The organism is Plantactinospora veratri, from assembly GCF_036421995.1.
Classification (GTDB): domain Bacteria; phylum Actinomycetota; class Actinomycetes; order Mycobacteriales; family Micromonosporaceae; genus Plantactinospora; species Plantactinospora veratri.
Map to the genome: position 1 here is coordinate 137076 of NZ_JAZGQL010000006.1, position 22921 is coordinate 159996.

20 protein-coding genes are annotated in these 22921 nt (G+C 73.3%); 10 read left to right on the top strand and 10 right to left on the bottom strand.

Going from position 1 to position 22921, the window contains the following annotated elements:
• Window position 1 precedes the first annotated feature (1 nt).
• The 3 genes from V1634_RS10035 (at window position 2) to V1634_RS10045 (ending at window position 1887) form a co-directional block, all read left to right on the top strand.
• Window positions 2-439 carry an RDD family protein gene (locus tag V1634_RS10035; RefSeq protein ID WP_407951746.1) on the top strand — a complete coding sequence of 146 codons (438 nt, stop codon included), beginning with the start codon at window positions 2-4 and terminating at the stop codon, window positions 437-439.
• Window positions 440-616: 177 nt separating this feature from the next.
• Window positions 617-1663 (top strand): LacI family DNA-binding transcriptional regulator, encoded by a 1047-nt coding sequence (locus tag V1634_RS10040; RefSeq protein ID WP_331207482.1) that lies wholly within the window; start codon window positions 617-619, stop codon window positions 1661-1663.
• A 2-nt stretch (window positions 1664-1665) separates the two neighbouring features.
• Entirely contained in the window at window positions 1666-1887 is a 222-nt protein-coding gene (locus V1634_RS10045; protein ID WP_331207483.1) for a hypothetical protein, read from the top strand.
• Window positions 1888-1912: 25 nt separating this feature from the next.
• Here the strand turns inward: V1634_RS10045 and V1634_RS10050 are convergent, their stop codons facing one another.
• Complete coding sequence (locus V1634_RS10050) at window positions 1913-2605, bottom strand: DUF4191 domain-containing protein (protein ID WP_107261650.1); 693 nt, start codon at window positions 2603-2605, stop codon at window positions 1913-1915.
• 302 nt (window positions 2606-2907) lie between these two features.
• On the opposite strand from V1634_RS10050, the gene V1634_RS10055 reads away from it, so the two are divergent.
• On the top strand, window positions 2908-3090 hold the full coding sequence (locus V1634_RS10055) for a hypothetical protein (protein ID WP_331207484.1): 183 nt from the start codon (window positions 2908-2910) through the stop codon (window positions 3088-3090).
• A 156-nt stretch (window positions 3091-3246) separates the two neighbouring features.
• Entirely contained in the window at window positions 3247-6165 is a 2919-nt protein-coding gene (locus tag V1634_RS10060) for a helix-turn-helix transcriptional regulator (protein WP_331207485.1), read from the top strand.
• A 50-nt stretch (window positions 6166-6215) separates the two neighbouring features.
• Here the strand turns inward: V1634_RS10060 and V1634_RS10065 are convergent, their stop codons facing one another.
• Together V1634_RS10065 and V1634_RS10070 are read right to left on the bottom strand one after the other, a co-directional pair.
• A complete protein-coding gene (locus tag V1634_RS10065; RefSeq protein WP_331207486.1) occupies window positions 6216-7691 on the bottom strand; it encodes an NAD(P)/FAD-dependent oxidoreductase in 1476 nt (491 codons plus the stop codon).
• A gap of 199 nt (window positions 7692-7890) precedes the next feature.
• Window positions 7891-8979 (bottom strand): lipoyl synthase, encoded by a 1089-nt coding sequence (locus V1634_RS10070; protein ID WP_407951747.1) that lies wholly within the window; start codon window positions 8977-8979, stop codon window positions 7891-7893.
• A 463-nt stretch (window positions 8980-9442) separates the two neighbouring features.
• Here V1634_RS10070 and aspS point away from each other — a divergent pair, with 463 nt between their 5' ends.
• Complete coding sequence (gene aspS / locus V1634_RS10075; protein WP_331207488.1) at window positions 9443-10729, top strand: aspartate--tRNA(Asn) ligase; 1287 nt, start codon at window positions 9443-9445, stop codon at window positions 10727-10729.
• Window positions 10730-10810: 81 nt separating this feature from the next.
• Here the strand turns inward: aspS and lipB are convergent, their stop codons facing one another.
• A complete protein-coding gene (gene lipB, locus V1634_RS10080) occupies window positions 10811-11467 on the bottom strand; it encodes a lipoyl(octanoyl) transferase LipB (protein WP_331207489.1) in 657 nt (218 codons plus the stop codon).
• A 94-nt stretch (window positions 11468-11561) separates the two neighbouring features.
• On the opposite strand from lipB, the gene V1634_RS10085 reads away from it, so the two are divergent.
• Complete coding sequence (locus V1634_RS10085; protein ID WP_331207490.1) at window positions 11562-12029, top strand: hypothetical protein; 468 nt, start codon at window positions 11562-11564, stop codon at window positions 12027-12029.
• A 55-nt stretch (window positions 12030-12084) separates the two neighbouring features.
• Here V1634_RS10085 and V1634_RS10090 read toward each other — a convergent pair whose 3' ends face one another.
• Window positions 12085-13923 (bottom strand): DUF2079 domain-containing protein, encoded by a 1839-nt coding sequence (locus tag V1634_RS10090; RefSeq protein WP_331207491.1) that lies wholly within the window; start codon window positions 13921-13923, stop codon window positions 12085-12087.
• Between the two features lie 117 nt (window positions 13924-14040).
• On the opposite strand from V1634_RS10090, the gene V1634_RS10095 reads away from it, so the two are divergent.
• Window positions 14041-15051 (top strand): ATP-binding protein, encoded by a 1011-nt coding sequence (locus tag V1634_RS10095; protein WP_331207492.1) that lies wholly within the window; start codon window positions 14041-14043, stop codon window positions 15049-15051.
• 102 nt (window positions 15052-15153) lie between these two features.
• Window positions 15154-15546, top strand: coding sequence for an SCO5389 family protein (locus V1634_RS10100; RefSeq protein ID WP_331207493.1), 393 nt, complete (start codon window positions 15154-15156; stop codon window positions 15544-15546).
• Between the two features lie 32 nt (window positions 15547-15578).
• Here V1634_RS10100 and V1634_RS10105 read toward each other — a convergent pair whose 3' ends face one another.
• The 4 genes from V1634_RS10105 to lpdA form a co-directional block, all read right to left on the bottom strand.
• Window positions 15579-15983, bottom strand: coding sequence for a hypothetical protein (locus V1634_RS10105; RefSeq protein ID WP_331207494.1), 405 nt, complete (start codon window positions 15981-15983; stop codon window positions 15579-15581).
• 185 nt (window positions 15984-16168) lie between these two features.
• Window positions 16169-17071 carry a TIGR01777 family oxidoreductase gene (locus V1634_RS10110; protein WP_331207495.1) on the bottom strand — a complete coding sequence of 301 codons (903 nt, stop codon included), beginning with the start codon at window positions 17069-17071 and terminating at the stop codon, window positions 16169-16171.
• A gap of 138 nt (window positions 17072-17209) precedes the next feature.
• Window positions 17210-19075, bottom strand: coding sequence for a 2-oxoglutarate dehydrogenase, E2 component, dihydrolipoamide succinyltransferase (gene sucB / locus V1634_RS10115; RefSeq protein WP_331207496.1), 1866 nt, complete (start codon window positions 19073-19075; stop codon window positions 17210-17212).
• Between the two features lie 72 nt (window positions 19076-19147).
• Window positions 19148-20536: a dihydrolipoyl dehydrogenase gene (lpdA, locus tag V1634_RS10120; protein WP_331207497.1), complete on the bottom strand. Its 1389-nt coding sequence runs from the start codon at window positions 20534-20536 to the stop codon at window positions 19148-19150.
• Window positions 20537-20804: 268 nt separating this feature from the next.
• Between lpdA and V1634_RS10125 the strand changes: the two genes are divergently transcribed.
• Window positions 20805-21131, top strand: coding sequence for a hypothetical protein (locus V1634_RS10125; protein WP_331207498.1), 327 nt, complete (start codon window positions 20805-20807; stop codon window positions 21129-21131).
• A gap of 48 nt (window positions 21132-21179) precedes the next feature.
• On the opposite strand, the gene V1634_RS10130 is transcribed toward V1634_RS10125, so the two are convergent.
• Window positions 21180-22763, bottom strand: coding sequence for a leucyl aminopeptidase (locus tag V1634_RS10130; RefSeq protein WP_331207499.1), 1584 nt, complete (start codon window positions 22761-22763; stop codon window positions 21180-21182).
• Window positions 22764-22921 lie beyond the last annotated feature (158 nt).

The window sequence follows — 22921 nt, forward strand, 5'->3', positions numbered from 1 at the left end:
CGTGGCAACACCGCAGAACAGTGCCGCTCCGCTCGGGCCGGCGGCCGACCCGAGCAGCCCGCTGCCGAGCCTGTCGCGCCGGTTCGCTGCGCTGAGCATCGACTGGATCCTCTGCCTGCTGGCCACCAACCTCTACGCCGACCCGATCGCCGACAGTTGGGCGCCGGTCCTCACGCTGATCGTCGTCTACGGTTTCTTCGTCGGCCTCTTCGCGCAGACCCCGGGCATGTGGGTGTGCCGGATCAGCTGCGTCGGGTACGCCGACGGCGGCCGGATCGGCATCCTCCGCGCGCTACTCCGGGGCACCCTGCTGGGGCTGGTGGTCCCGGCGGTGATCATGGACGAGCGCCGGCGTGGCCTGCACGACCGGGCGGCCGGCTCGATCGTGGTGCCCGTGCCGTCGCCCGGACCGGTCGGCGGAGCCGCACCCACCCGCTGACCCCGGCTCCGGCCCCGCACGGGGCCGAACTCTTCTCTCCCGGCTTTCGCTCCGTTCCGGGCGGCGGATCGAGGGGATCGAGACTGGCGAATCGCGCTGGAGCGGCGTACTGTATCGATCCAGAAGGTCTACTGGATCGATACAGAAGGCGGACCGGTGAAGCCGACACTGCAAACCGTGGCCGACGCCGTAGGCGTCTCCCGGAGCACGGTCTCCAACGCCTACAGCCGGCCCGACCAGTTGTCACCGGCGCTGCGCGAGAAGATCCACGAGGCGGCCCGCCGGCTGGGCTACCCGGGACCGGACCCGACGGCACGGTCGCTGCGACGCGGCCGGGTCGGCGCGATCGGCGTGCTCTTCACCTCGGCGCTCTCCTACGCCTTCACCGACCCCTACGCCGTGCAGTTCCTCCGGGGCATCGCGGAAACCGCCGAGCGGCACGGCAGCGGCCTGCTGCTCGTCCCGCTCTCCGAGTCGGAGGAGGAGACCGGCATCCAGGCGGTCCGCAACGCGGTGGTCGACGGCTTCTGCGTCTACTGCGTACCGGCCTGGCACGGTGCGCTGGACGTGACCCGGTCACGCGGGCTGCCGACGGTCGCCGCCGAACGACCCGCCGGGGCAGGGCCGGAGACGATGTACGTGGGGATCGACGAGGCCGCCGCCGCCCGTACCGTCGGCAGTCACCTCGCCCGGCTCGGGCACCGCCGGGTCGCGGTGGTCTCCGACTTCCTGGTCGCGCAGCGCCGTACCGGACCGGTCACCGTCGCCGACCCGGCCGAGATCCGGTACGACGTCACCCGCGAACGGCTGCGCGGCTTCGCCGAGGGACTGGCCGAGGGCGGAGTCGACTGGCCCGACCTGCTGCTCTGCAACGCCGCCGCCAACAGCCGCACCGAGGGCGCCAACGCGGCGGCGTACGCGCTCGACCGCGCGGACCGGCCCACGGCGGTGCTGGCCATCACCGACCTGCTGGCGCTCGGGGTGCTCGACGCGCTCGCCGCCCGGGGCCTGCGACCCGGCCGGGACGTCTCGGTCACCGGCTTCGACGACATCCCGGAGGCCGCCACCGCCGGGCTCACCACGATCCGGCAACCGGCGGTGGAGAAGGGCGCGATCGCCGGCCGGCTGCTGCTGGAGCCGCCGGAGAATCCCGCCGACCGTCAGGTGCTACTCCCCACCGACCTGGTCGTCCGCGCCTCGACCGGTCCCGTCGAAAGGAAGTGACCATGGATCCCGTCGGTTACCACCTCGCGCTCGGTGCGACCGAGCGACACGTCCGGTCCGCCCGGCCGGAGGCACCGGTCCGGCCGGACCGGGAGTCGAACCCCGGCGGTGGCCCGGGCCGGCTGCGTCGCGGCACGGCGGCGATGCTGCGGCAGGTCGCGGACCGGCTCGCCCCGGCCCAGCAGGTGGTGCCCGCCTCGACCAGCCGGGCCTGCCCGTCCTGACCCCGGCTACCGGCCCTGACCCCGGCTACCGGCCGCGCATCTGCCGGAAGGCCCCCTTGGGCGGGCGCATGTTCTTCGGAATCGCGCCCTTCGGCAGTTGCGGCCGGGCCGCGGAGAGCGCCTTCAGCCGCTTGTCCAGGGCGTTCACGTCCTTGCCCTTGAGGTTCGGCGGCAGCCGCAACAGCGTCGTACGCAGCTTGCGGATCGACAGCTCGTCCTCGCCCTGGCCGATCAGGTAGTCGTAGAGCGGCGCCGTGCCGATCACCTTGGCGAGCCGCCGCTTCTCCTGGCCGAGCAGGCTGCGGGTCCGCTGCGGGTTGCCCTCGCCGAGCAGGATCACCCCGGGCTTGCCGACGACCAGGTGCACCATGTCCATCTGGGTGGTGGAACTGACCGCCGGGGTGACCCGCCAGTCACCCCGCATGCTCTCCAGGATCTGGGCCGCCGCCCCCGGCTGCCCCTCGGCGGCGTTCATCATCGCCCGGTTCGAGCGCAGGTTGAGCACGATGAGCAGGGCGAGCAGGGCGACCAGGATGCCGATCGGCAGCCAGAGCCAGCCCCAGGACAGCACCGCGACCACGGTGAGCGCGATCGGGACCAGCACCGCGACGACGGCGAGCGGCACAAACCACTTGTCGCGTTTGGCGGTGAACGAGAACACCATCCCGATCTGCTTCAGCCGCTGGCCGAACGACACCTTCTCCTGCGCCTTTGCCATGCAACGGAGTCTAGTGGGCCGGGGCCGCCGGCCCGATCCCCGGCCGGGCACCGCACCCGGGGCCGGCCGCTCCCCGACCGTACCGGCAGGTCGGGCGGGGCCGTGGGGCACCGGCCGGGTGGTGGGGCGCCCGGCCGGCGAGCTGGGCCGGGTAAGGACCTTACGGCCGTACGGCACCGCCGATGGGCGGAACTAAGGGGGTCGGCCGGGCGGAGATGAGGCGGAACGCCAATGTGGCCGGGGTGCCTTCCGGCGAAGAGTGGACATCAGCGACGAGGAACCCGAACGAACGGAGTTCAACGATGTTCAGCACCGACCCGCACTTCCTGCTCACCCTGCACCGTACCCACGCCGCCGAACTGCGGGCGGAGGCCGACTCGGCGCGGCTGGCCTCCTCGGTGGCTCGCGGTTCCCGGCGGGACCCGAGGCGCACCGCGCGGAAACGGCGGCTCGACTCCGCCGCGTCCCGAGCCCCGGCCGCCTAGGTGAACCGGGAACCGGCCCTCGCCGTCCGGCGACCCGACCGGGTCGACGGGCGGCCCGGCGCCGCGGGCACCGGCCCGGCCGGCCGTTCCGGCCAGCCGGCCGGGGCCGGCGTCCGGATCTTCGAAGATCCGGCCCGGCGTGGCATCCTCGATCCCGTGACCACTCGCGCCGCCAGCAGCGTTCTCGTCGGCCGTCAGTCCGAACTCGCTGTCCTGCGGGACGCGCTCAAGCGGGTCCGGACCGACGAGCCGACCGCGCTGCTGGTGGGCGGCGAGGCCGGTGTCGGCAAGAGCCGGCTGATCGAGGAGTTCGGCCGGCACGCCGTCGCCGAGGGCAACCAGCTCCTCGTCGGCCAGTGTCTGGAACTCGGCGAACAGGGCCTGCCGTTCGCGCCGTTCGCCGCCGCGCTCCGCCAGGTGCTGCGCCGCGACGGGCCGGCGGCCTTCGAGGGGTACGAACGGGAGTTCGCCCGCCTGCTGCCCGAGCTGGACCGGCTCGGGGCGGTGCCGGCCGGCGCCGACACCCGGAGCGCGCCGGACGCGCCGGGACTCTCCCTGGACCCGCACCGGGGCTACCTCTTCGAGCTGGTCGCCGGGCTCTTCACCCGGCTCGCCGCGCAGCGCCCGCTGGTACTGGTGATCGAGGACCTGCACTGGGCCGACCGGTCGACCCGGGACCTGATCGCCTTCCTGGCCCGCGCCGTCCGGCCGCCCCGGGTGCTGCTGATCTGCACCTACCGCTCCGACGAGCTGCACCGGGGACACCCGCTCCGCCCGTTCCTGGCCGAACTCGACCGGGCCCGGGGCGTCGAACGGCTCGAACTCGACCGGCTGGACCGGGAGGGTACCGGTCAGGTCCTCGCCGACCTGTTCGGCTTCGAACCCAGCGACCGGGCCATCGACACCATCCACGACCGGACCCAGGGCAACCCGTTCTTCGTCGAGGAACTCGCCGCCGCCAGCGACCCGAGCGGCTGCGCCGACCTGCCGGACACCCTGCGCGACCTGCTGCTCGCCCGGGTCGACCGGCTGCCCGAGCCGGCCCAGCGGGTGCTCCGGATCGCCGGGGCCGGCGGCACCCGGATCGCCCACGAACTCCTCGCCGAGGTAGCCGGAGTGCCGGAGACCGAGCTGGAGGAGGCGCTCCGGGCCGCCGTCGCCGCCCAGCTCGTGGTCGCCGACCCCGACGGCGGCTACGAGTTCCGGCACGCGCTGGTCCGGGAGGCCGTGCACGATGACCTCCTCCCCGGCGAGCACGCCCGGCTGCACGCCCGGTACGCGGCCGCGATCGAGGCGCAGCCGCAGCTCGTCGCCGACGGCCGGGTCCCGGCCGAGCTGGCCCACCACTGGTACGCGGCACACGACTACCCCCGGGCGCTGACCGCGGCCTGGGCCGCCGCCGAGGCGGCCGGCTCCCGGTACGCGTACGCCGAGCAGGGGCGGCTGCTGGAGCGGGTACTCGAACTCTGGGAGCAGGTGCCGGACGCGGAGCAACGGCTCGGCCGCGACCACCTGGCCGTGCTGGAGGCGACCCTCTCGGCGACCTCGACCGCCGGCGACTACGGCCGGGCGCTGGCGCTGACCCGCGCCCTGCTGACCGAACTGGACGGTGCGGCCGAGCCCGTCCGGACCGCCCGGGTACGCCTGCTGCGCGGGCGGCTGCTCCGGATCCTCGGCAAGTCCGACGGCGCCGAGGACCTGCGCGCGGCGTACGCGCTGGTCGCCGACGTCGACGGAGATCCGCAGCGGGCCCGGCTGCTCGCCGAGATCGCCTTCCAGATCGCCCGGGTCGACCGGGCCGAGGGCGCCCGGATCGCCGCCGAGGCGGTGGCCGCCGCGACCGCACTCGCCGACGAGGACGCCGTGCTGAGCGCGACGCTCGCCGCCGGCTGGGTGTGCAGCCGCGCGGTCTCCTCGGATGCCGGGCTGGCCGACCTGCGCCGCGCGGTCGAGCTGGCCCGGGCGGCGGGCGACCCGCAGGCGCTGGTGACCGCCCTGGTGGTCAGCTCCGACGCGCTCTGCGAGGTCGGCCGGTACGCCGAGTCGGCCGAGGCGGCCGCCGCCGGGTACGCCGAGGCGAGGCGGGTCGGGATCAACCGTTCCACCGGCGCCTTCCTCCTCTCCAACCAGGCCGAGGCGCTGATCGCACTCGGCCGGTGGGACGAGGCCGACGAGCTGTGCGGGCAGGCGGCCCGGCTCGACCTGCCCGGCATCAACGGGTACCACTGGTTGCAGTTGCGGGCCGGGCTGCGGCTCGCCCGGGGCCAGGTCGGTGCCGACGAGCTGGTCGCCCGGGCGTTGGGCTTCCTCCGCCGGCCGTACCTGCCGCTGGAGTTGCCGCTGCACGAGCTGCGGGTCGAGGCGGCGCTGGCCGGCGGGGACGTCCCGGCGGCGGTGGAGGCCGCCCGGGCCCTGCTCAACCGGCGACTTCACACCGACCCCCGGTACGCCTGGCCGGCGCTGGCCGCCGCCGCCCGGGCCGCCGTGGCGGCCGCCGACCCGGAACTCGCCGAGCGGGTACGCGCGGCGCGCACCGGACTCGCCGCCCGCTATCCGGCCGAGGTGGCGTACGCGGCCCAGGTGTCGGCGACGCTCGCCGAGGCTGCCGAGGCGGTGCCGTGCTGGCAGGAGACGGTGGCGGCGTGGCGGGTGGACGGTCAGCGGTACCCGCTCGGCCGGGCACTGTTCTGGCTCGCCGAAGCGGCGGCCACGGCCGGGGACCGGACCCTGGCGGCGAGCGCCCTCGAGGAGGTCTCGACGATCGCGGGTGAGCTGGCGGCCGTACCCCTGGCGGAGCAGGCGGCGACGCTGGCCCGGCGGCTCGGGCTGCGGACCGGGCCCGGCGCGGCGCCCGGCACCGACCTGCTCACCGCCCGCGAGCAGGAGGTGCTGCGGCTGGTAGCGGAGGGGCACAGCAACAGCCGGATCGCGCAGCGGCTCTACATCTCGCCCAAGACGGCGAGCGTGCACGTCTCCCGGATCATCGCCAAGCTGGACGTGGCGAACCGGATCGAGGCGGCCGCGGTCGCCCACCGACTGGGCCTACTCGACCCACAACCCCGGGACGGCGGGTAAGGAAGGGCCCCCGCATATCGTTTTCTGTTGTAGAAGGGGCCCTTCCTAACTCAGCTCGGGACGGGGTCGCGGGGCAGCACCGGGGCGGCCCGGCCGGTGCCGTGCTCGCCCGGGCCCTTCTCCTCGTGGTACTCCTCCTCCACGTTGACCGTCCACACGTCATGGTCGGTGCCGTCCAGGATGTTCGACACCGAGAGCAGCGCGGTCATCATCGAGTGGTCGGCGTTGTTGTAGCGGTGCATCCCGTTGCGGCCGACCGGATGCACGTTCGGCGCCTCGGCGGCGAGCCAGTCGCGGATCGTCGCCACGTTCTCCTTGTAGGCGAAGTCGTAGAACGGATAGGCGCGGGGCATCCGGACGACGTAGCCGGTCTCGACCGAGCCGGGACGGACCAGGCCGAGCCGCTCCAACTCGGCGGTGCCGAGGGCGACCAGGTCAGCGTCCGGGCTGTTCCACAGCTCGTCGCCGATGTTGAGGAAATATTCCAGTCCGAGGCAGGTCCGGCCGTCCTTGACCAGGTACGGCGACCAGGAGCCGAAGTTCTGGATCCGCCCGACCTTCACCTCAGGGGCGTGGATGTAGATCCAGTTGTCCGGAAAGCTGAACTCGGCCGGCACCACCAGCGCGACGGTCAGGAAGTCGCGGTAGAACAGCTCGTTCGCGGCGGCGCGTACGGCCGGTGGGGCCGGTGGGTCCATCGCCAGCACCAGGTGCGAGATCGGCATCGACGACACCACGTGGTCGGCGTCGACCCGGCGCGACCCGTCCGGCCCGGCGACGGTGACCGCGACCGCCCGGCCGCCGGCCCGGTGCACGGCGGTGACCCCGGTGTTCAGGATGACCCGGCCGCCGCGCTTCTCGACGAGTTCGGCACAGCGTTCCCACATCATCCCGGGGCCGTGCTTCGGATAGTTGAACTCCTCGATCAGGCTGGTGATGTCCTTCTGGTTGCGCCGGGGCAGCAGCGCGTTGAGTACCGCGTTCGACAGCGACAGGTTCTTGATCCGCTGCGCCGCCCAGTCGGCGGAGAGTTCGGTCGCCGGTACGCCCCAGAGCTTCTCGTTGTACGTCTTGAAGAAGTGCTCGAAGAGCCGCCGGCCGAACCGGGCGGTCACCCAGCCGGCAAGGTGGGACTGGTCCTTCGGCGGGGCGACCTTGGCCCAGAGGTACGAGCCGACGCAGCGCAGCGCCTCGACGACGCCGAGGTTGCGCAGCGCGTTGCTGGCCTTGAGCGGATAGTCGTACAGCTTTCCCCGGTAGTAGATCCGGCTCATCCGGGGCCGGAGCAGGAAGTCCTCGGCGGGCAGGATCTCGTGCCAGAGCGCCTCGACCTGGGGCACCTTGGTGAAGAAGCGATGCCCGCCGATGTCGAACCGCCAGCCGTCGCGTTCGACGGTACGGCTGATCCCGCCCACCACGTCGTCGGCCTCGAACACTTCGACGGTGGCGGTCCGCTTGGTCAGCTCGTACGCCGCGGTCAGTCCGGCGGGGCCGGCGCCGATGATCACGGTGTGGGGTGCTGTCATGCTTCTATTCATCACCTTCGACGTGTTGCCGGCAAGCACCTCCCGGCTGACGGCCGGAATCTAACACGCTGCGACAGGCGGAGCGCGCTTCGCCACCGCGCGTGGGCGAGCCGGGTGAAGGTGAAAAGAGCCTGGCGGCACCGCCGCCGAAGTCCCGCCGGGAACCGCGGCGAGGGTTACCGGACCATCGCGCCGGACGTTACCCGGCCGTGCTGGCGGCCGGCACCGTCCGGGCCTCGACGGCCTGCTGGTAGAGCCGGCCGGCGCGGTACGACGAACGCACCAGCGGCCCGCTCAGCACCCCGGCGAAGCCGATCTCCTCGGCCTCCTCGCGCAGCTCGACGAACTCCTCCGGGCGGACCCACCGCTCGACGGGGTGGTGCCGGGGCGTCGGCCGCAGGTACTGCGTGATGGTGACCAGTTCGCAGCCGGCCGCGTGCAGGTCGCGCAGCGCCTGGGAGATCTCCTCGCGCTCCTCGCCGAGCCCGAGGATCAGGTTGGACTTGGTCACCAGCCCGGCGGCCCGGGCCTGGGTGAGCACGTCCAGCGAGCGCTCGTAGCGGAACGCCGGACGGATCCGCTTGAAGATCCGGGGCACCGTCTCGACGTTGTGCGCGAGGACCTCCGGCCGGGCGCCGAAGACCTCGGCGAGCTGCTCCGGGTTGCCGTTGAAGTCGGGGATCAGCAACTCCACCCCGCAGTGCGGCAGTCCCTCCAGGGCGCCCTCGGCGACACCGTCGGCACCGGCCGGCCGATCCCGCCGGGTCAGCGCGTGGATCTGCCGGACCGTCTCGGCGTACAGCCAGGCGCCGCCGTCCGGCAGGTCGTCCCGGGCCACCCCGGTGACGGTGGCGTACCGCAGCCCCATCGCGACCACCGACTCGGCGACCCGGCGCGGCTCGTCCGCGTCGAAGTCGGCCGGCTTGCCGGTGTCGATCTGGCAGAAGTCGCACCGGCGGGTGCACTGGTCACCGCCGATCAGGAAGGTCGCCTCCCGGTCTTCCCAGCACTCGTAGATGTTGGGGCAGCCGGCCTCCTGGCAGACGGTGTGCAGACCCTCCCGGGAGACGAGCCCACGGAGCTGGGTGTACTCGGGCCCCATCTTCGCCTTGACCTTGATCCACGGCGGCTTGCGCTCGATCGGCGTCTCCGCGTTGCGGGCCTCGACCCGCAGCAGCCGACGCCCCTCCGGCGCGACAGGATTGCCGGTACGGATCTCCGGTGCGGTCACGACGCTCACCCCTCCGGCATCGGCGGCGGGGGATGGCGCGGAGTGCTCGATGGTCACGAATCCGAGCCTACGCGCCAAGGGGTCGGCCGATCGACCAGAGGCGACCGGACTCACGTGCCGGACCAGGTGATACCACTCACGCCGCCCTCCGGCGACGCGGACGGCGCCGGAGGCGGATATTCGGTGTCAACACGCCACCCGCCTCGGCTACCGTCCGGGCAGAGCGTTGACGGAGCCGAGTACCACCCGACAACCGGAGTCCAGAGAGTCACCGTCGCTGGAAGGTGATCTCCGGCCGGGCTGGGAAGACCCTCCCGAGCTGCGGGAAGAACGGCGCCCCGGCGCCCGGTAGAACCCGCCGTCCGGCCCGCGTCAAGGGCTACGAACGAGGCCGCCGGCCGTACCGCCGGCGGTGAAGGTGTGGTGGCACCGCGAGTTCCCGCTCGCCCACACTCCCCGGGGTCTCACGGCGCGGTCCGCCTCGGGCGCGCGTCGCGACACGCGACAGGAGTGAACGCAGTTGCCACGGGTCCTTTCCACGTCCCTGCCGGCGCAGGTCGGCGCGACCGTGACCGCCGCCGGCTGGGTGCACCGGCGCCGGCAGCTCAAGTCGGTGACGTTCCTGATCCTGCGGGACGCCGCCGGACTCGCCCAGGTGGTGGTGACCGACGCCGACCTGCGGGCCCGGCTGGCCGACCTGCCGGAGGAGTCGGTGCTGGAGGTGACCGGCCGGGTGGTCGGCAACCCCGCCGCGCCCGCCGGGGTCGAGCTGGTCGACCCGACCGTACGACCGCTCGGCGACCCGGCCGTGCCGCCACCCTTCGACCTGTACCGCCCGGAGTTGACCGCGACCCTGCCGACCCAGCTCGACCACGCGGCGGTGGCGTTGCGTCATCCCATCCGCTCGGCGGCGTTGCGGGTCTCGGCCGCCCTGGTGGCCGGGTTCCGGGCCACCCTCGACCGGCTCGGCTTCGTCGAGGTGCACACCCCGAAACTCGTCGCCGCCGCGACCGAGAGCGGCGCGAACGTCTTCGCGCTCGACTACTTCGGCCGGCCCGGCTACCTGGCCCAGTCGCCGCAGTTCTACAAGCAGATGCTGGTCGGGGTGTTGGAGCGGGTCTACGAGGTGGGGCCGGTGTTCCGGGCCGAGCCGCACGACACCACCCGGCACCTGACCCAGTACACCTCGTTGGACGTCGAGTTCGGCTTCATCACCGACCACCGGGACGTGATGCGGCTGCTCCGCGAGGTACTGGCCGGGATGCTCGGCCGGCTCACCGACTCCCCGACGGCACAGCTCCCGGTGGTACCGGCCGAAATCCCGGCGGTGCACTTCGCCGAGGCGCTGGCCATCGCCGGGGCGCCACCGGACGAGCCCGACCTCGCACCCGCGCACGAGCGTGCGCTCGGGGAGTGGGCCCGGACCGAACACGGCTCGGACTTCCTCTTCGTCACCGGCTATCCGCTGGCCAAGCGCCCCTTCTACACCCACCCGGCCGCCGGGCAGAACCCGCCGGGCGGCCCGACGCGGGCGTACTCGAACGGGTTCGACCTGCTGTTCCGGGGTGTGGAGCTGGTCACCGGCGGGCAGCGGCTGCACCGGTACGCCGACTACCTGGCCGCACTCGCGCAACGGGGCGAGCCGGTCGAGCCGTACGCCGGATATCTGGACGCGTTCCGGCACGGCATGCCCCCGCACGGCGGCTTCGCGATCGGCCTGGAACGCATGGTCACCCAGCTACTCGCCCTTGCCAACGTCCGCCAAGCCGCCGCCTTCCCCCGTGACCCGCACCGCCTCACCCCCTGAGCGGAGGTCGGCCTGTTTCCTGACGTAGTGGCTTCACCGGCTGCGGAAGGCACAACGTCGGGGAAGTAGCGGGATCCTGCGTCAGGGGAGCAGCGTCGGGAGGTGGCGTTCGACCACCGGGAGCACTTCGGCGGTGGTGACGGGGCGGTTCAGTTCGGCGGTGAGCGAGGTGACGCCGACGTCGCGCAGCCCGCAGGCGACGATCCGGTCGTACGCGGCGAGGTCGCAGTCACAGTTGATCGAGAAGCCGTGCTGGGTCACGCCCCGGGCCACCCGGATGCCGATCGCGGCCACCTTGCGTTCCGGCCCGCGCTCGTCGGCCGGCACCCAGACCCCGCTGCGCCCCTCGACCAGCATGGCCGTGCCGAGGCCCAGCTCGGCGCAGACGTCGAGCAGCAACTGCTCGGTGCGCCGGACGAAGGCGACGACGTCCACCGGCAGCCCGGTGTCCGCACCGGGGAGCTTGAGGATCGGATAGCCGACGAGCTGCCCCGGGCCGTGCCAGGTGATCTTGCCGCCCCGGTCCACGTCGATCACCGGCGTACCGTCCATCGGCCGGTCCCAGGGCTCGGTGCGCTTGCCGGCCGTGTAGACGTTCGGGTGTTCGAGCAGCAGTACGGTGTCCGGGCGCTCCCCGGCGACCACCGCCTCGTGCACCCGACGCTGTTCCTCCCAGGCCGCCAGATAGTCGACCGTCCCGAGCCGGACGCTGGTCAACGCGGCAACAGTGCTGGTCACCGCTCCAGCTTAGTTGGCTACCGGCGGGTCGCTCCGGTTCGTGGCCGGAGTCACCGCCTCCGCCGGGTCGGGCCGGAGCGGGCATGATGCCCGGATGGACGCGCTGCTGGCGGGGACGGTACTGGTGCACGCCGGAGTCGCGGCGCTCTGGCTGGGCTCGATGGCATACAGCCTCTTCGTGGTGCAGCCGAAGCTGACCCGGATGTTCGACGACCCCGAGCGGGTGGAGGACGGGCAGCGGGTGCTGGCGCACGGCAACCGGTGGCCGGTGGTGTGCCTGATCGGGGTCCTCTGGGTGACCGGGTTGGGCCTGGTGCTGCTGGCGGGCGGGCGGTCGGCCGGGTGGTGGGCGGCGGTCGCCGGCAAGGCGGTGCTGCTGGCCGCCGCGACCGGCCTGTTCTGGTGGGTCTCCTGGCGGGGCTGGCCGCGCCGGGTCTTCGCCCTGCCGGCCGAGCTGCCCGGGTTGGCCCGCCGGTTCCGTCGGGTCGCGGTGCTGATGCTCACCCTGGTCGCCACCGCCTACGCCCTCGGCATCCTCACCGCGCATCCCGGGGCCGGCTGAACCGTGGCGTCCGGCCGAGGCGGGCGGGCCGGGCGCCACGGGGATCACCGGGGCGTCACGGGGTGAGGCGCCACAGCCAGACGTCGGCGACCCGCTCCGGGGGGCCGAGCAGCGCGGTGGTGACCTCGCGCAGCGCGTCGGTGTGGATCGGGAACTTCGCCCCGTGCGCCCGGTCGGTGAGCACCACCGCCTCGACCTGCCAGTGGCGCAGGTCGGCCCGGGCGGCCGCCCGGTCGGCGTCGGTGATCACCGGCCGTTCGCCGGTCTCGGCGACCCGCATCAGGAGTGCGTCGGTGGCCCGGGGAACCGGCCCGATCCGGCCCCGGCCGTCCGGCCCACCGGGGCCGAGGAAGAAGCCGGACGGGATGCGGAACTCGCCCTGCCGGTGGCTCAGCGCGTACGCCTGCCAGCGTTGCCCGTCCGGGGCTAGGTCGAGGGTGAGCGGCAGCGGGGTCAGCACCCCGCCCGGCGAGACGTACTGCCGCCAGGTGCCGGCGGTGACGAACTCCGGGATCGGTTCCCGGGCGATGGTGAGCAGCGGCACCGGCAGCAGCGGCAGCAGTGCCACGGCGAACCCGGCGGTCCAGCCGGCCCCGGCCCGCCGGGAGACCGGGGCGGCCCGGAGCAGGTCGACGGTGTGCGCCAGCAGCAGTCCGACCAGCGGGGCCACCACCAGGGCAAGTCGGGACGGCAGGGCGGCGTTGAAGACCGGCAGGTGACCGAGCAGGGCGTACGGCAGCGGGACGTCGGTGTGGGCACCGAAGATCTTCACCCGGGGGCCCCAGGAGAGTACGGCGAAGACCAGCGCGGTCACCCCGATCGCCCGTACCGTGGCCCGGCGCTCCAGGCCGGCACGCCGCCAGAGCACGACGAAGCAGAGCACGGCGAGCACCAGCAGCGGCAGCCCGAGGAAGGAGTTCTCCTCGGTCGGGTTCGGCGCCAGCGAGGTGCCCAGCCCGGCCTCCCCGGCCAGGGTCCGCTGCGGGTACGCCCCGTACGCGGCGATGTCCTCGGCGTGGATCACCGGATCGAATCCGGTGCCGTGGAACCGCTGCGGCCCGAGGAAGTGCAGCCACAGCGGGTACGCCAGCAGCCCGAACGCCACCAGCGCGGTGACGCCGAGCCCGCGCAGGAAGTCCGGCAGCGCGGCCCGCGCCTCGGCCCGGCGGTGCCGGTCGAGTGCCCAGGTGCCGAAGAAGACCGCGCAGGCCAGTGCGGTGAAGAAGAGCCCCTCGGCGGCGATCGAGAAGGCGACCGCCACCAGCACTCCGAGCAGCAGCCCGTTGCGGAGCCACCGGCCGGGCCGGCGCAGCCGGAGTACGCCCCAGAGCAGCATCGGGACCACCCAGCCGGCGCTCCAGTTCAGGTGGGCGTTGGCGTGCGCGACCATGCCGGGGGCGAAGCCGATGAAGAGCCCGCCGAGTACCGCCGCCGGGGTGCTCCGGACGAGTTCCTGGGAGAGCAGCCAGTACCAGCCGAACGCCGTGGCGGCGATGTTGCCGGTGAGGATCACCAGGAAGGTGGCCGGGGCGCCGACGGTGTAGGTGAGCGGGGCGAAGACGGCGGCATAGACCGTGACCGAGGTGTTGACGGCGAGGTTGACCCCGTCCGGGACGTTCACCAGCTCGGTGAAGAACGGGTTCTGGCCGTGGGTGAGCGCGTGCGCGCCGTACGCGAGCAGCCACTCGAAGAGGGCCTGGTCGCTGGAGTTGACGGTGATCGCCCGCCCGTTGGGGTCGAGCCAGAGTCCGCTGGTGACCCAGCCCGCTCCGACGATCGCGACCAGCGCGACGAGCAGGTCGGTCCGGCGGCTCCGCCGGGCGCCCGGGGGCGTGGGCGACGGGGGCGACGGGGGCGAGGTCGGCCCGACGAGCGCGGGCGGGGAGTGCGGCACGGGCCGGAGGTTACCAACCCCGGCCCGACACGCCGAGGAAGCGGGCCGCTTGACGGATTCAATGGAAATGATTTCCAATTGGATTAACTTCGCAGAGTGCACCGGAGGATCCGTACCGTGAAAATCTCGTTCGTCGGCAAGGGTGGCAGCGGCAAGACCACCCTGGCCGCCCTCTTCGCCCGGCACCTCGCCGCGTCCGGCCCGACCGGCGGCTCCCCGCCGCTGCTCGCCATCGACGCCGACATCAACCAGCACCTCGGGACCGCGCTCGGCGCCACCGAGGCGGAGGCGGCCCGGCTGCCGACGCTCGGTGACCACCTGCCGCAGATCAAGGAGTACCTGCGCGGCGAGAACCCGCGGATCTCCTCGGTCGCGGCGATGGTCAAGACCACCCCGCCGGGGCGCGGTTCCCGGCTGCTGCCGGTCGACGGCGACAACCCGCTCTACGCGGCGGTGGTCCGCGAGGTGGCCGGCGTCCGGCTCGCGGTGACCGGCCCGTTCGGCGCCGACGACCTCGGGGTCTCCTGCTACCACGCCAAGGTCGGCGCGGTGGAACTGCTGCTCAACCACCTGGCCGACGGCCCGGGGGAGTACGTGGTGGTGGACATGACCGCCGGGGCCGACTCGTTCGCCTCCGGGCTCTTCACCCGGTTCGACGCCACCTTCCTGGTCTGCGAGCCGACCCTGCGCAGCGTCGGCGTCTACCGGCAGTACGTCGGCTACGCCCGGGAGTACGGCGTCCGGGTGCACGTCGTCGGCAACAAGGTCGACGACGCGGACGACGTGGAGTTCCTGCGCCAGCACGTCGGTGCCGACCTGCTCACCTGGCTGACCCGCTCCGACTACGTGCGCAGCGCCGAACGGGGCGTACCGGCACCGGTGCACGCGCTGGAGCCGGGCAACCGGGCCGCGCTCGACCTGCTCCGGGCCACCGTCGACGAGCAGGTGCAGGACTGGGCGACCTTCCAGCGGCACGCGGTGGAGTTCCACCTGCGCAACGCGGCCGCCTGGGCGAACGACCGGGTCGGCGAGGACCTGGCCGGCCAGGTGGACCCCGACTACCTGCCCGGACCGCAGGCGGTGGACGGGTCGCGGGCGGTGGCCGGGTCGCGGGCGGTGGTTCGCTGACCGACCCGGTGGCCGGCACCCCGAACGGTGCCGGTCGGAGATGAGCCGCCGGTCCGGGCCAGCCAGCCCGGGTCGGGTCGAATCCACGACAGGAGGAGAAAGATGTCCCTGGACGTACCCGCCGCACTGCTGGAGCGGGCCGAGGCCGGCCGGGTCGACGACGAGGAGTTCGTCGACTGTGTCCGGCGGTCCCTGCCGTACGCCTGGGCGGTGGTCGCCGAGGTGTCGGCCCGGGTCCACGCGACCACGGCCGACTACGCCGACCACGCCGTACCGCCGCCGAGCGAGGCGGAGCGGGGCCAACTGCTCCGCGCACTGGCCAGCGACGCCATCCGGGGCGGGCTCGAACGCCACTTCGGGGTACGCCTGGCGTTCCAGAACTGCCACCGGGTGGCCGCGTTCCGGCCCGGGGCGGTGGGCGGTACGACGTACCAGCGGTTCGTCTCGCCGCTCGCCCAGATCCGCAACCAGTCGCCGGAGCTGCGCGACTGCTGACCCGCTGACCGCCCGGCGCGGGGCCCGGCCGGCTATCCGGTGGGTCCCGCGCCGCCGGGGCGGCGGGACCGGCGGGCGACCACGACGGTCACGGCACCGGTCAGCACCAGCATGGCGCCGAGCGCCGGCAGCCAACCGGGTGTCGGATTACCGCCGCCGGTGACCGGAAGGTGGTCCGAGGGAGCCGGCCGGGGAGTGGGCGGCTGCGGCGTCGGTGCCGCGGTCGTCGGCACGGGCACCACCCGGAAGGTGACGGTGCCGGGCTCCCCGGGTTCCGCCGCCGCGACGGTGATGCCGGTCGGGCTGCCCGGCCAACCGGCTGTCGCGATCGTCGTAGCGCCGACGGCCAGGCCGGCGGAGAGCGCGAGTGCGGCGGCGACCACCCGGCGCGGTGGCGGCGGGACGGCCGGTCGGCCGGTCCGGTCCTCGGCGGTCATCGAGCCTCCAGCCTGGCGGCGCCGCTCGCGGCGCGGATCGCCTTCCCGGCCGGACCGCCACGACGGTGTCCGGATGCCAGATGCTTTGTCCGGTACGGAAGGTGAAACTACCTTTACACACCTTCTCGCCCTTGTCGGCTGTTTCGCGGCTCCCGCATGCCTCGATCCGGATTCGGCAGGGTGGCTCAGCGGCCCGGCAACGCCGCCTCCAGTGCGCTGGGCAGGTCCGGATGCCGATAGGTGAAACCGGCCCGGTTCAGCACCCCGGGCAGCACCCGCAGGCTGCGCAGCGACTCGATCGACAGCTCACCGAGCAGGATCCGCAGCGCGATCCCGGGTACCGGCATCACGGTCGGCCGGTGCAACGCCCGACCCAGCGCCCGGGTGAACTCGGCGTTGGTCACCGGCGCCGGTCCGACCACGTTGACGGGCCCGGCAATGTCCTCGCGGTCCAGCAGGAACGTCATCGCGGCCAGCCAGTCGGCCATCGAGATCCACGGGATCCACTGCCGCCCGCTGCCGAACCTGCCCGCGATGCCGAGCCGGTACGGCAGCAGTTGCGGCTTGAGCAGCCCGCCGGTGTGCTCCAGCGGCAGGCCGATGCGCAGGCGTACCACCCGTACCCCGGCCTGCTCGGCCGGCCCGGTCGCCGCCTCCCAGACCCGGCACAGGTCCGCCATGAAGCCGTCGCCGGCCGGCTCGTCCTCCTCGACCGGGCGGTCGCCGGTGTCGCCGTACCAGCCGATCGCCGAGCCGTTCAGCAGGGTCCGGGGACGCTGCTCGGCCGGCAGTGCGGCGATCGCCCGGGCCAGCGTCCCGGTGCTGTCGACCCGGCTGGCCCGGAGCACCTCCTTGAAGCCGGGAGTCCAGCGCCGGTCGCCGATGTTGGCACCGGCCAGGTTGACCACCGCGTCGACGTCGGCCAGGGTCGCCGGGTCGAGCTGACCGGCGGCCGGATCCCACCGCACCTCGTCCGGGCCCTGCGTCCGGCGCCGGACCAGCCGGACGACGTCGTGGCCCGTGGCCCGGAGCCGATCGGTCAGGTGGGTGCCGAGCCAACCGGACGCGCCGGCGATCAGGATACGCATCCCTGTATCTTCGCCCACTGCGTCCGGATCGGCCGAGGTCGGCTAGGTCCCGTCGGAACGGCGGGGGCGGATAGGGGCGGAAATGGCGGCGGGGCGCCCGGCCGATGGCCGGACGCCCCGTACGAGACGCTGGTGCGGTCAGGAGAGCCCGAGTTCGGCCTCGAACTGGGCAGCCTCCAGCCGCTCCTTGATCGCGGAGAGGAACCGGGCGGCGTCCGCCCCGTCGATCAGCCGGTGGTCGTAGGAGAGCGCCAGGTAGACCATCGAGCGCGGCACGATCACCTCGCCGAGCTGCGGGTCGGTGACCACCATCGGACGCTTGACCACCGCGCCGGTGCCGAGCATCGCCGACTGCGGCGCCGGCACGATCGGGGTGTCGAAGAGCGCACCCCGGCTGCCGGTGTTGGTCAGCGTGAAGGTGGCCCCGGCGATCTCGTCCGGGCTGATCTTGTTGGTCCGGGTCCGCTCGGCGAGGTCGGCGACCCGGCGGGCGATCCCGGCCAGGTTCAGGTCACCCGCGTTGTGGATCACCGGCACCATCAGGCCGCGCTCGGTGTCGACGGCGATGCCCAGGTGCTCCGCCTCCGGATAGGTGATCGTCCCCGCCTCGAGGTCCATCCGGGCGTTGACCACCGGGTAGGTCTGCAACGCCTCGACGGCGGCCAGCGCGAAGAACGGCAGGAACGACAGCTTGGTCCCGTGCCGCTGCAGGAACGTGTCCTTGGCCTTGGCCCGCAGCCGGGCCACCTTGGTCACGTCCACCTCGACGACGGTGGTGAGCTGCGCCATCTCGTGCAGCGACTCCTGCATCCGCTTGGCGATGACCGCGCGGATCCGGGGCAGCTTCTGGGTGCTGCCCCGCAGCGGGCTCGGTGCCGCCTTCGGCGCCGGTGCGGCGGCCTCCGCGGCCGGCTGGGCGGCCGGGGCCTGCGCGGCCGCCCGGGCCCGCTCCGCCGCCTCGAGTACGTCCTGCTTGCGGATCCGGCCACCGACCCCGGTACCGCTGACGGTGGAGAGGTCGACGCCCTGGTCGCTGGCGAGCTTGCGTACCAGCGGGGTGACGTACCCGGCACCGTTCTCCCCGGAGGGCGCCGGAGCCGGCGCGGGCCGGGTACCCGTCGGGGCGGGCTGGGCCGCCCGCTCGGTCCGGGACGGCTGCTCGGAACGCTCGGTCTCCGGCGCCGGGGTCTGGTACGACGCACCGGCCGCCGGTGCCGCCTCCGCCGCCGGCTTGGCGGGCTCCGGCTTGGCTGCCTCGGGCTCGGGCTTGGCTGCCTCGGGCTCGGGCGCCGGCTTCGCGGCCTCCGGTGCCGGCTTCGCCGGTTCGGCGGCCGGGGCGGCACCTCCGGCGGCACCGATCACCGCCAGGTCGGCACCGACCGGCGCGGTCTCGTCCTGGTTGACCCGGATCTCGAGCAGGGTGCCGGCGACCGGGGAGGGGATCTCGGTGTCCACCTTGTCGGTGGAGACCTCGACCAGCGGCTCGTCGACCTCGACGGTGTCGCCGACCTCCTTCAGCCAGCGGGTCACCGTGCCCTCGGTGACGCTCTCGCCCAGCGCCGGCATCTTGAGTACGGTGCCCGAGTCGCCGGCCGGCGCGGCCTGCGCCGGCGCCGGCTCGCCCTGCTCCTGCTCCTCGGCCTCTTCCTGCTGCTCGGCCTGCTCCTGCTGGCCGGCCGGCTCCGCGGCATCGGCAGACGGGACGGCATCGGCCGGGCCCGCTTCGGCCTCGGCCGGCTCGGACTGGGCCTCGCCGCCCGCCTCACCGTCGCCGTCGATCACCGCCAGCTCGCTGCCGACCTCGGCGGTCTCGTCCTCGCTCACCACGATCCGGGCCAGCACGCCGGCCGCCGGGGAGGGGATCTCGGTGTCGACCTTGTCGGTGGAAACCTCGAGCAGGGGCTCGTCGACCTCGACGCGGTCGCCCTCCTGCTTCAGCCACCGGGTTACGGTGCCCTCAGTGACGCTCTCGCCCAGCCGGGGCATGGTGACCGATACCGGCATCTTTCAAGACTCCTTCGTGGCCTGTTGCGTTCCTGGCCCGGTTGGTGCCGGGCGGGCGCGGAGATTCTGTGGTCAGGCGTGTGCGTGCAGCGGCTTGCCGGCCAGGGCCAGGTGCGCCTCGCCGAGCGCCTCGCTCTGGGTGGGGTGGGCGTGGATGAGCTGCGCCACCTCGGCCGGGTACGCCTCCCAGTTGAAGATGAGCTGCGCCTCGCCGACCAGCTCGCCGACCCGGGCCCCCACCATGTGCAGGCCGACCACGGGACCGTCGTCGACCCGGACCAGCTTGACGAAGCCGGCGGTCTTGAGGATCTGGCTCTTGCCGTTGCCACCGAGGTTGTAGTTGTAGGTCTTCACCTTGTCGGCGCCGTACTGCTCCTTGGCGCGGGCCTCGGTGAGCCCGACCGAGGCCAGCTCCGGGTCGGAGTAGGTGACCCGGGGGATGCCGTTCTCGTCGATCACCGCGGGGTTGCGGCCGGCGATCTCCTCGGCCACGAAGATGCCCTGCTGGAAGCCCCGGTGCGCGAGCTGGAGGCCGGGCACGATGTCGCCGACCGCGTAGACGTTCGGCACGCCGGTACGCAGCCGCTCGTCAGTGATCACGAAGCCACGGTCGATCTTGACGCCCTGCTCCTCGTAACCGAGGTTGGCGGTGTTCGGCCCACGGCCGACCGCGACCAGCAGCACCTCGGCCTCGAAGGTCTCGCCCCCCTCGATGGTGACCTTGACGCCCTTCTCGGTGTGCTCCACCTTCTCGAACCGCTTGCCGGTCTTGAACCCGATGCCGCGCTTGCGGAACGCCCGCTCCAGCGCCTTGGACGACTCCTCGTCCTCGGCCGCCACCAGCCGGGGCAGCGCCTCGATGATCGTCACGTCGACGCCGAAGGACTTCCAGACGCTGGCGAACTCGACGCCGATCACGCCGCCGCCGAGCACGATCGCCGAGGTCGGCACCCGGTCCAGGGTCAGCGCGTGGTCGCTGGTGATCACCCGCTCGCCGTCGACCTCCAGGCCGGGCAGGGTCCGGGCGTACGAGCCGGTGGCCAGGATGACGTTACGGCCGGTGTAGCGGGCCCCGTTCGCCTCGACGGTGTCGGCGGAGACGAGCTTGCCCTCGCCCTCGACCAGGGTGATCTTGGCGCCCTTGATCAGCCCTTGCAGGCCCTTGTAGAGCCGCGAGATCACGCCGTCCTTGTACGAGTTGACGCCGGCCATGTCGATGCCGACCAGTTCGGCCTTGACCCCGAACTGCTCCGACTCGCGGGTCTGGTCGGCGATCTCGGCCGCATGCAGCAGCGCCTTCGTGGGGATGCAGCCGTTGTGCAGGCAGGTGCCGCCGACCTTGCCCTTCTCGATCATCGCGACCGAGAGGTCCAGTTGGGCGGCGCGCAGCGCCGCCGCGTACCCGCCGCTGCCACCTCCGAGGATGACGACATCGAACGTTCCGCCGTTCGGCTCGCTCACAGTTAACTCCCAGGTCGCGTCGCTGCTACGAGGGTGATGCCGGTCAACCGGGCATACCGCCACCCCGGTCGGGTTCTCCGGCCGGTGTGGCGTGGACTTTCTCCGGAACTGACAGTCGCCGACCGGGGAGCGCCCACCTCGGTCATCTTGTCACTAGTGGAAGCGGGCCGCGTACCGAGGTGCCCAAGGACACGTCGTCGGGACGTACGCTTGCCGGAAGTCGCCAGTTTCGTCGCGGGGCGGCCATGCCGGGGAGGAGAGGGTCGGGTTGGCCTGGTTTCGCCGACGCAAGAAGGCCGTTGTCACGGCGGGTGACCGTCCCGCCAGCCGTGCCGATCTTGACCATCTTGAACAGTTCGTCCGGTCGAAGCGCGGTGTCGAGGCGTTCATCGAGCCCCGGACGACCGTGACCGAGACCACCGTCATGCTGATCGCGCACGACGGCGAATGGACCCGGCGCCGGATCGACGGCCCGGACGGCGCCCGGCGGTTCGCCCACAAGATGGCGATCCCGGTCTACGACGTCCGGCTGGTCGGCTATCCGCAGCGGATGCGCGACTTCAACGAGCGTCGCAAGCGGCGGCCCACGACCTGACCGCCCGGCGACCGCCGACCCCAATCCCGGGGCCGGCGGCGCGCCGGCTCAGTCGTTCGCGGCGATGTCGTCGACCAGCTCCAGCAGGGTACGCACCGGCACTCCGGTGCCGCCCTTGGTCCAGTACCCGGTCGGCTCGCCCGAGTGGTAGCTCGGCCCGGCGATGTCGATGTGCGCCCACGGCACCTCGTCGGCGACGAACTCGCGCAGGAAGACGCCGCCCTGGAGCATGTGACCGGCCCGGTCCATCGACGCGTTCACCTGGGAGATGTCCGCGACCTCGGAGTCCATGCCCTTGCGGACGTCGTCCGGCAGCGGCATCGGCCAGGTCGGCTCGCCGGCCGCGTCGCCGGCCTGCTGGACCCGCTGGCAGAGGTCGGTGCTGCCCATCACCCCGGCCACCCGCTTGCCCAGCGCCACCACCTGGCCGCCGGTCAGCGTCGAGGTCTCGACCAGGTAGTCGCAGCCGTCCTCGCAGGCCCGGGCCATCGCGTCACCGAGGACCATCCGCCCCTCGGCGTCGGTGTTGAGCACCTCGACCCGCTTGCCGTTGTACATCGTCACCACGTCGCCCGGCCGGTACGCGGTCGCCGACGGCATGTTCTCGGCCATCGGCAGGTACGCCGTCACCGCCACCGCCGGCTTCAACTCGGCGATCGCCAGCATCGTGGCGGCGACCGCCGCCGCGCCGGCCATGTCGGACTTCATCTCCCACATGCCCTGGGCCGGCTTGATCGAGACACCCCCGGTGTCGAAGGTGATGCCCTTGCCCACCAGCGCGAGCCGCTTCACCGACCCGGCGGCACCGGCGGCGGCCGGGTCGTAGCTGAGCTTCACCAGTCGGGGCGGCGCCTCCGAGCCGAGCCCGACGGCGAGGATGCCGCCGTAGCCGCCGGCGGCCAGCGCCTGCTCGTCGAGGACCTCCACGCCGAGCCCCGCCTCCCGGGCAGCGGCGGCCACCGAGTCGGCGAAGGAGGGCGGGCGCAGCTCGTTCGGCGCCGTGTTCACCCAGTCCCGGGTACGGGTGACCGCCCCGGCGACCACACCGGCCCGGGTGATCTCCGCCTGGGCCCGGTCGTCACCGGCGTCCGGCACGTGCACCGCGATCGCGGCGACCGGCGAGCGGCGGGTCGGCTGCGGCCGGGTCTTGTAGCCGGCGAACCGGTACGCCCCGAGCAGCGCGCCCTCGGCGGTGGCGCGCAGTGCGGCCGGGCCGTCCTCGTCGTCGGGCAGCGGAAGGGTCAGCGCCACCCGCTCGGCGCCGGCCAGCGCCCGGACGGCCGAGGCGGCCGCCCGGCGCAGCGTCTCCGGTGCCGGTGCCGCGCCGGTGGGCTCGGGACCGAGCCCCACGGCGACGACCAGCGGCGCCGTGATGGTGCCCAGGGTGGCCAGCTTGATCACCTCACCCGGGCCGCCGGTGGCGCCCAGCAGTGCCAGGGTCTCCGTCAGCCGGCCGTCGAACGCCGCGGCGATGCTCTCCGCGCCGGTCGCGAGGAGCAGGGCCCCGGCGGCGTCGGCGCCAGAGCCCGGGTCTTCCGCCGTCTGGCTGTGCAACCCGATGACGATGGCGTCGACGGCGAGTTCGGCGGGGTCGGTGTCGACCAGGCTGAGGCTGGTGCTGGGCGATGTCACTGCGCGGCTCCGGACGGGCGTGGCCGGCCGCCTGGTTGCGGCCGGGCGTTGTGGTCTCCGGCGCAACCTACCCGCCGGACGAAGGGGCTGTCCCGCCGACGGTCCGCCGGAGGGGTCCCGCCGATGCTAACCATCAGCCGGATCGCAGGTAGGTTGCG

Excerpts from the sequence above, each read along its gene's own strand:
- V1634_RS10105 (WP_331207494.1), bottom strand. The coding sequence starts at position 15,983 with ATGACCGCCGAGGACCGGACCGGCCGACCGGCCGTCCCGCCGCCACCG.
- V1634_RS10065 (WP_331207486.1), bottom strand. The coding sequence starts at position 7,691 with ATGACAGCACCCCACACCGTGATCATCGGCGCCGGCCCCGCCGGACTG.
- V1634_RS10110 (WP_331207495.1), bottom strand. The coding sequence starts at position 17,071 with ATGCGTATCCTGATCGCCGGCGCGTCCGGTTGGCTCGGCACCCACCTG.
- V1634_RS10085 (WP_331207490.1), top strand. The coding sequence starts at position 11,562 with ATGGACGCGCTGCTGGCGGGGACGGTACTGGTGCACGCCGGAGTCGCG.
- V1634_RS10045 (WP_331207483.1), top strand. The coding sequence starts at position 1,666 with ATGGATCCCGTCGGTTACCACCTCGCGCTCGGTGCGACCGAGCGACAC.
- V1634_RS10055 (WP_331207484.1), top strand. The coding sequence starts at position 2,908 with ATGTTCAGCACCGACCCGCACTTCCTGCTCACCCTGCACCGTACCCAC.
- sucB (WP_331207496.1), bottom strand. The coding sequence starts at position 19,075 with ATGCCGGTATCGGTCACCATGCCCCGGCTGGGCGAGAGCGTCACTGAG.
- V1634_RS10100 (WP_331207493.1), top strand. The coding sequence starts at position 15,154 with ATGTCCCTGGACGTACCCGCCGCACTGCTGGAGCGGGCCGAGGCCGGC.
- V1634_RS10050 (WP_107261650.1), bottom strand. The coding sequence starts at position 2,605 with ATGGCAAAGGCGCAGGAGAAGGTGTCGTTCGGCCAGCGGCTGAAGCAG.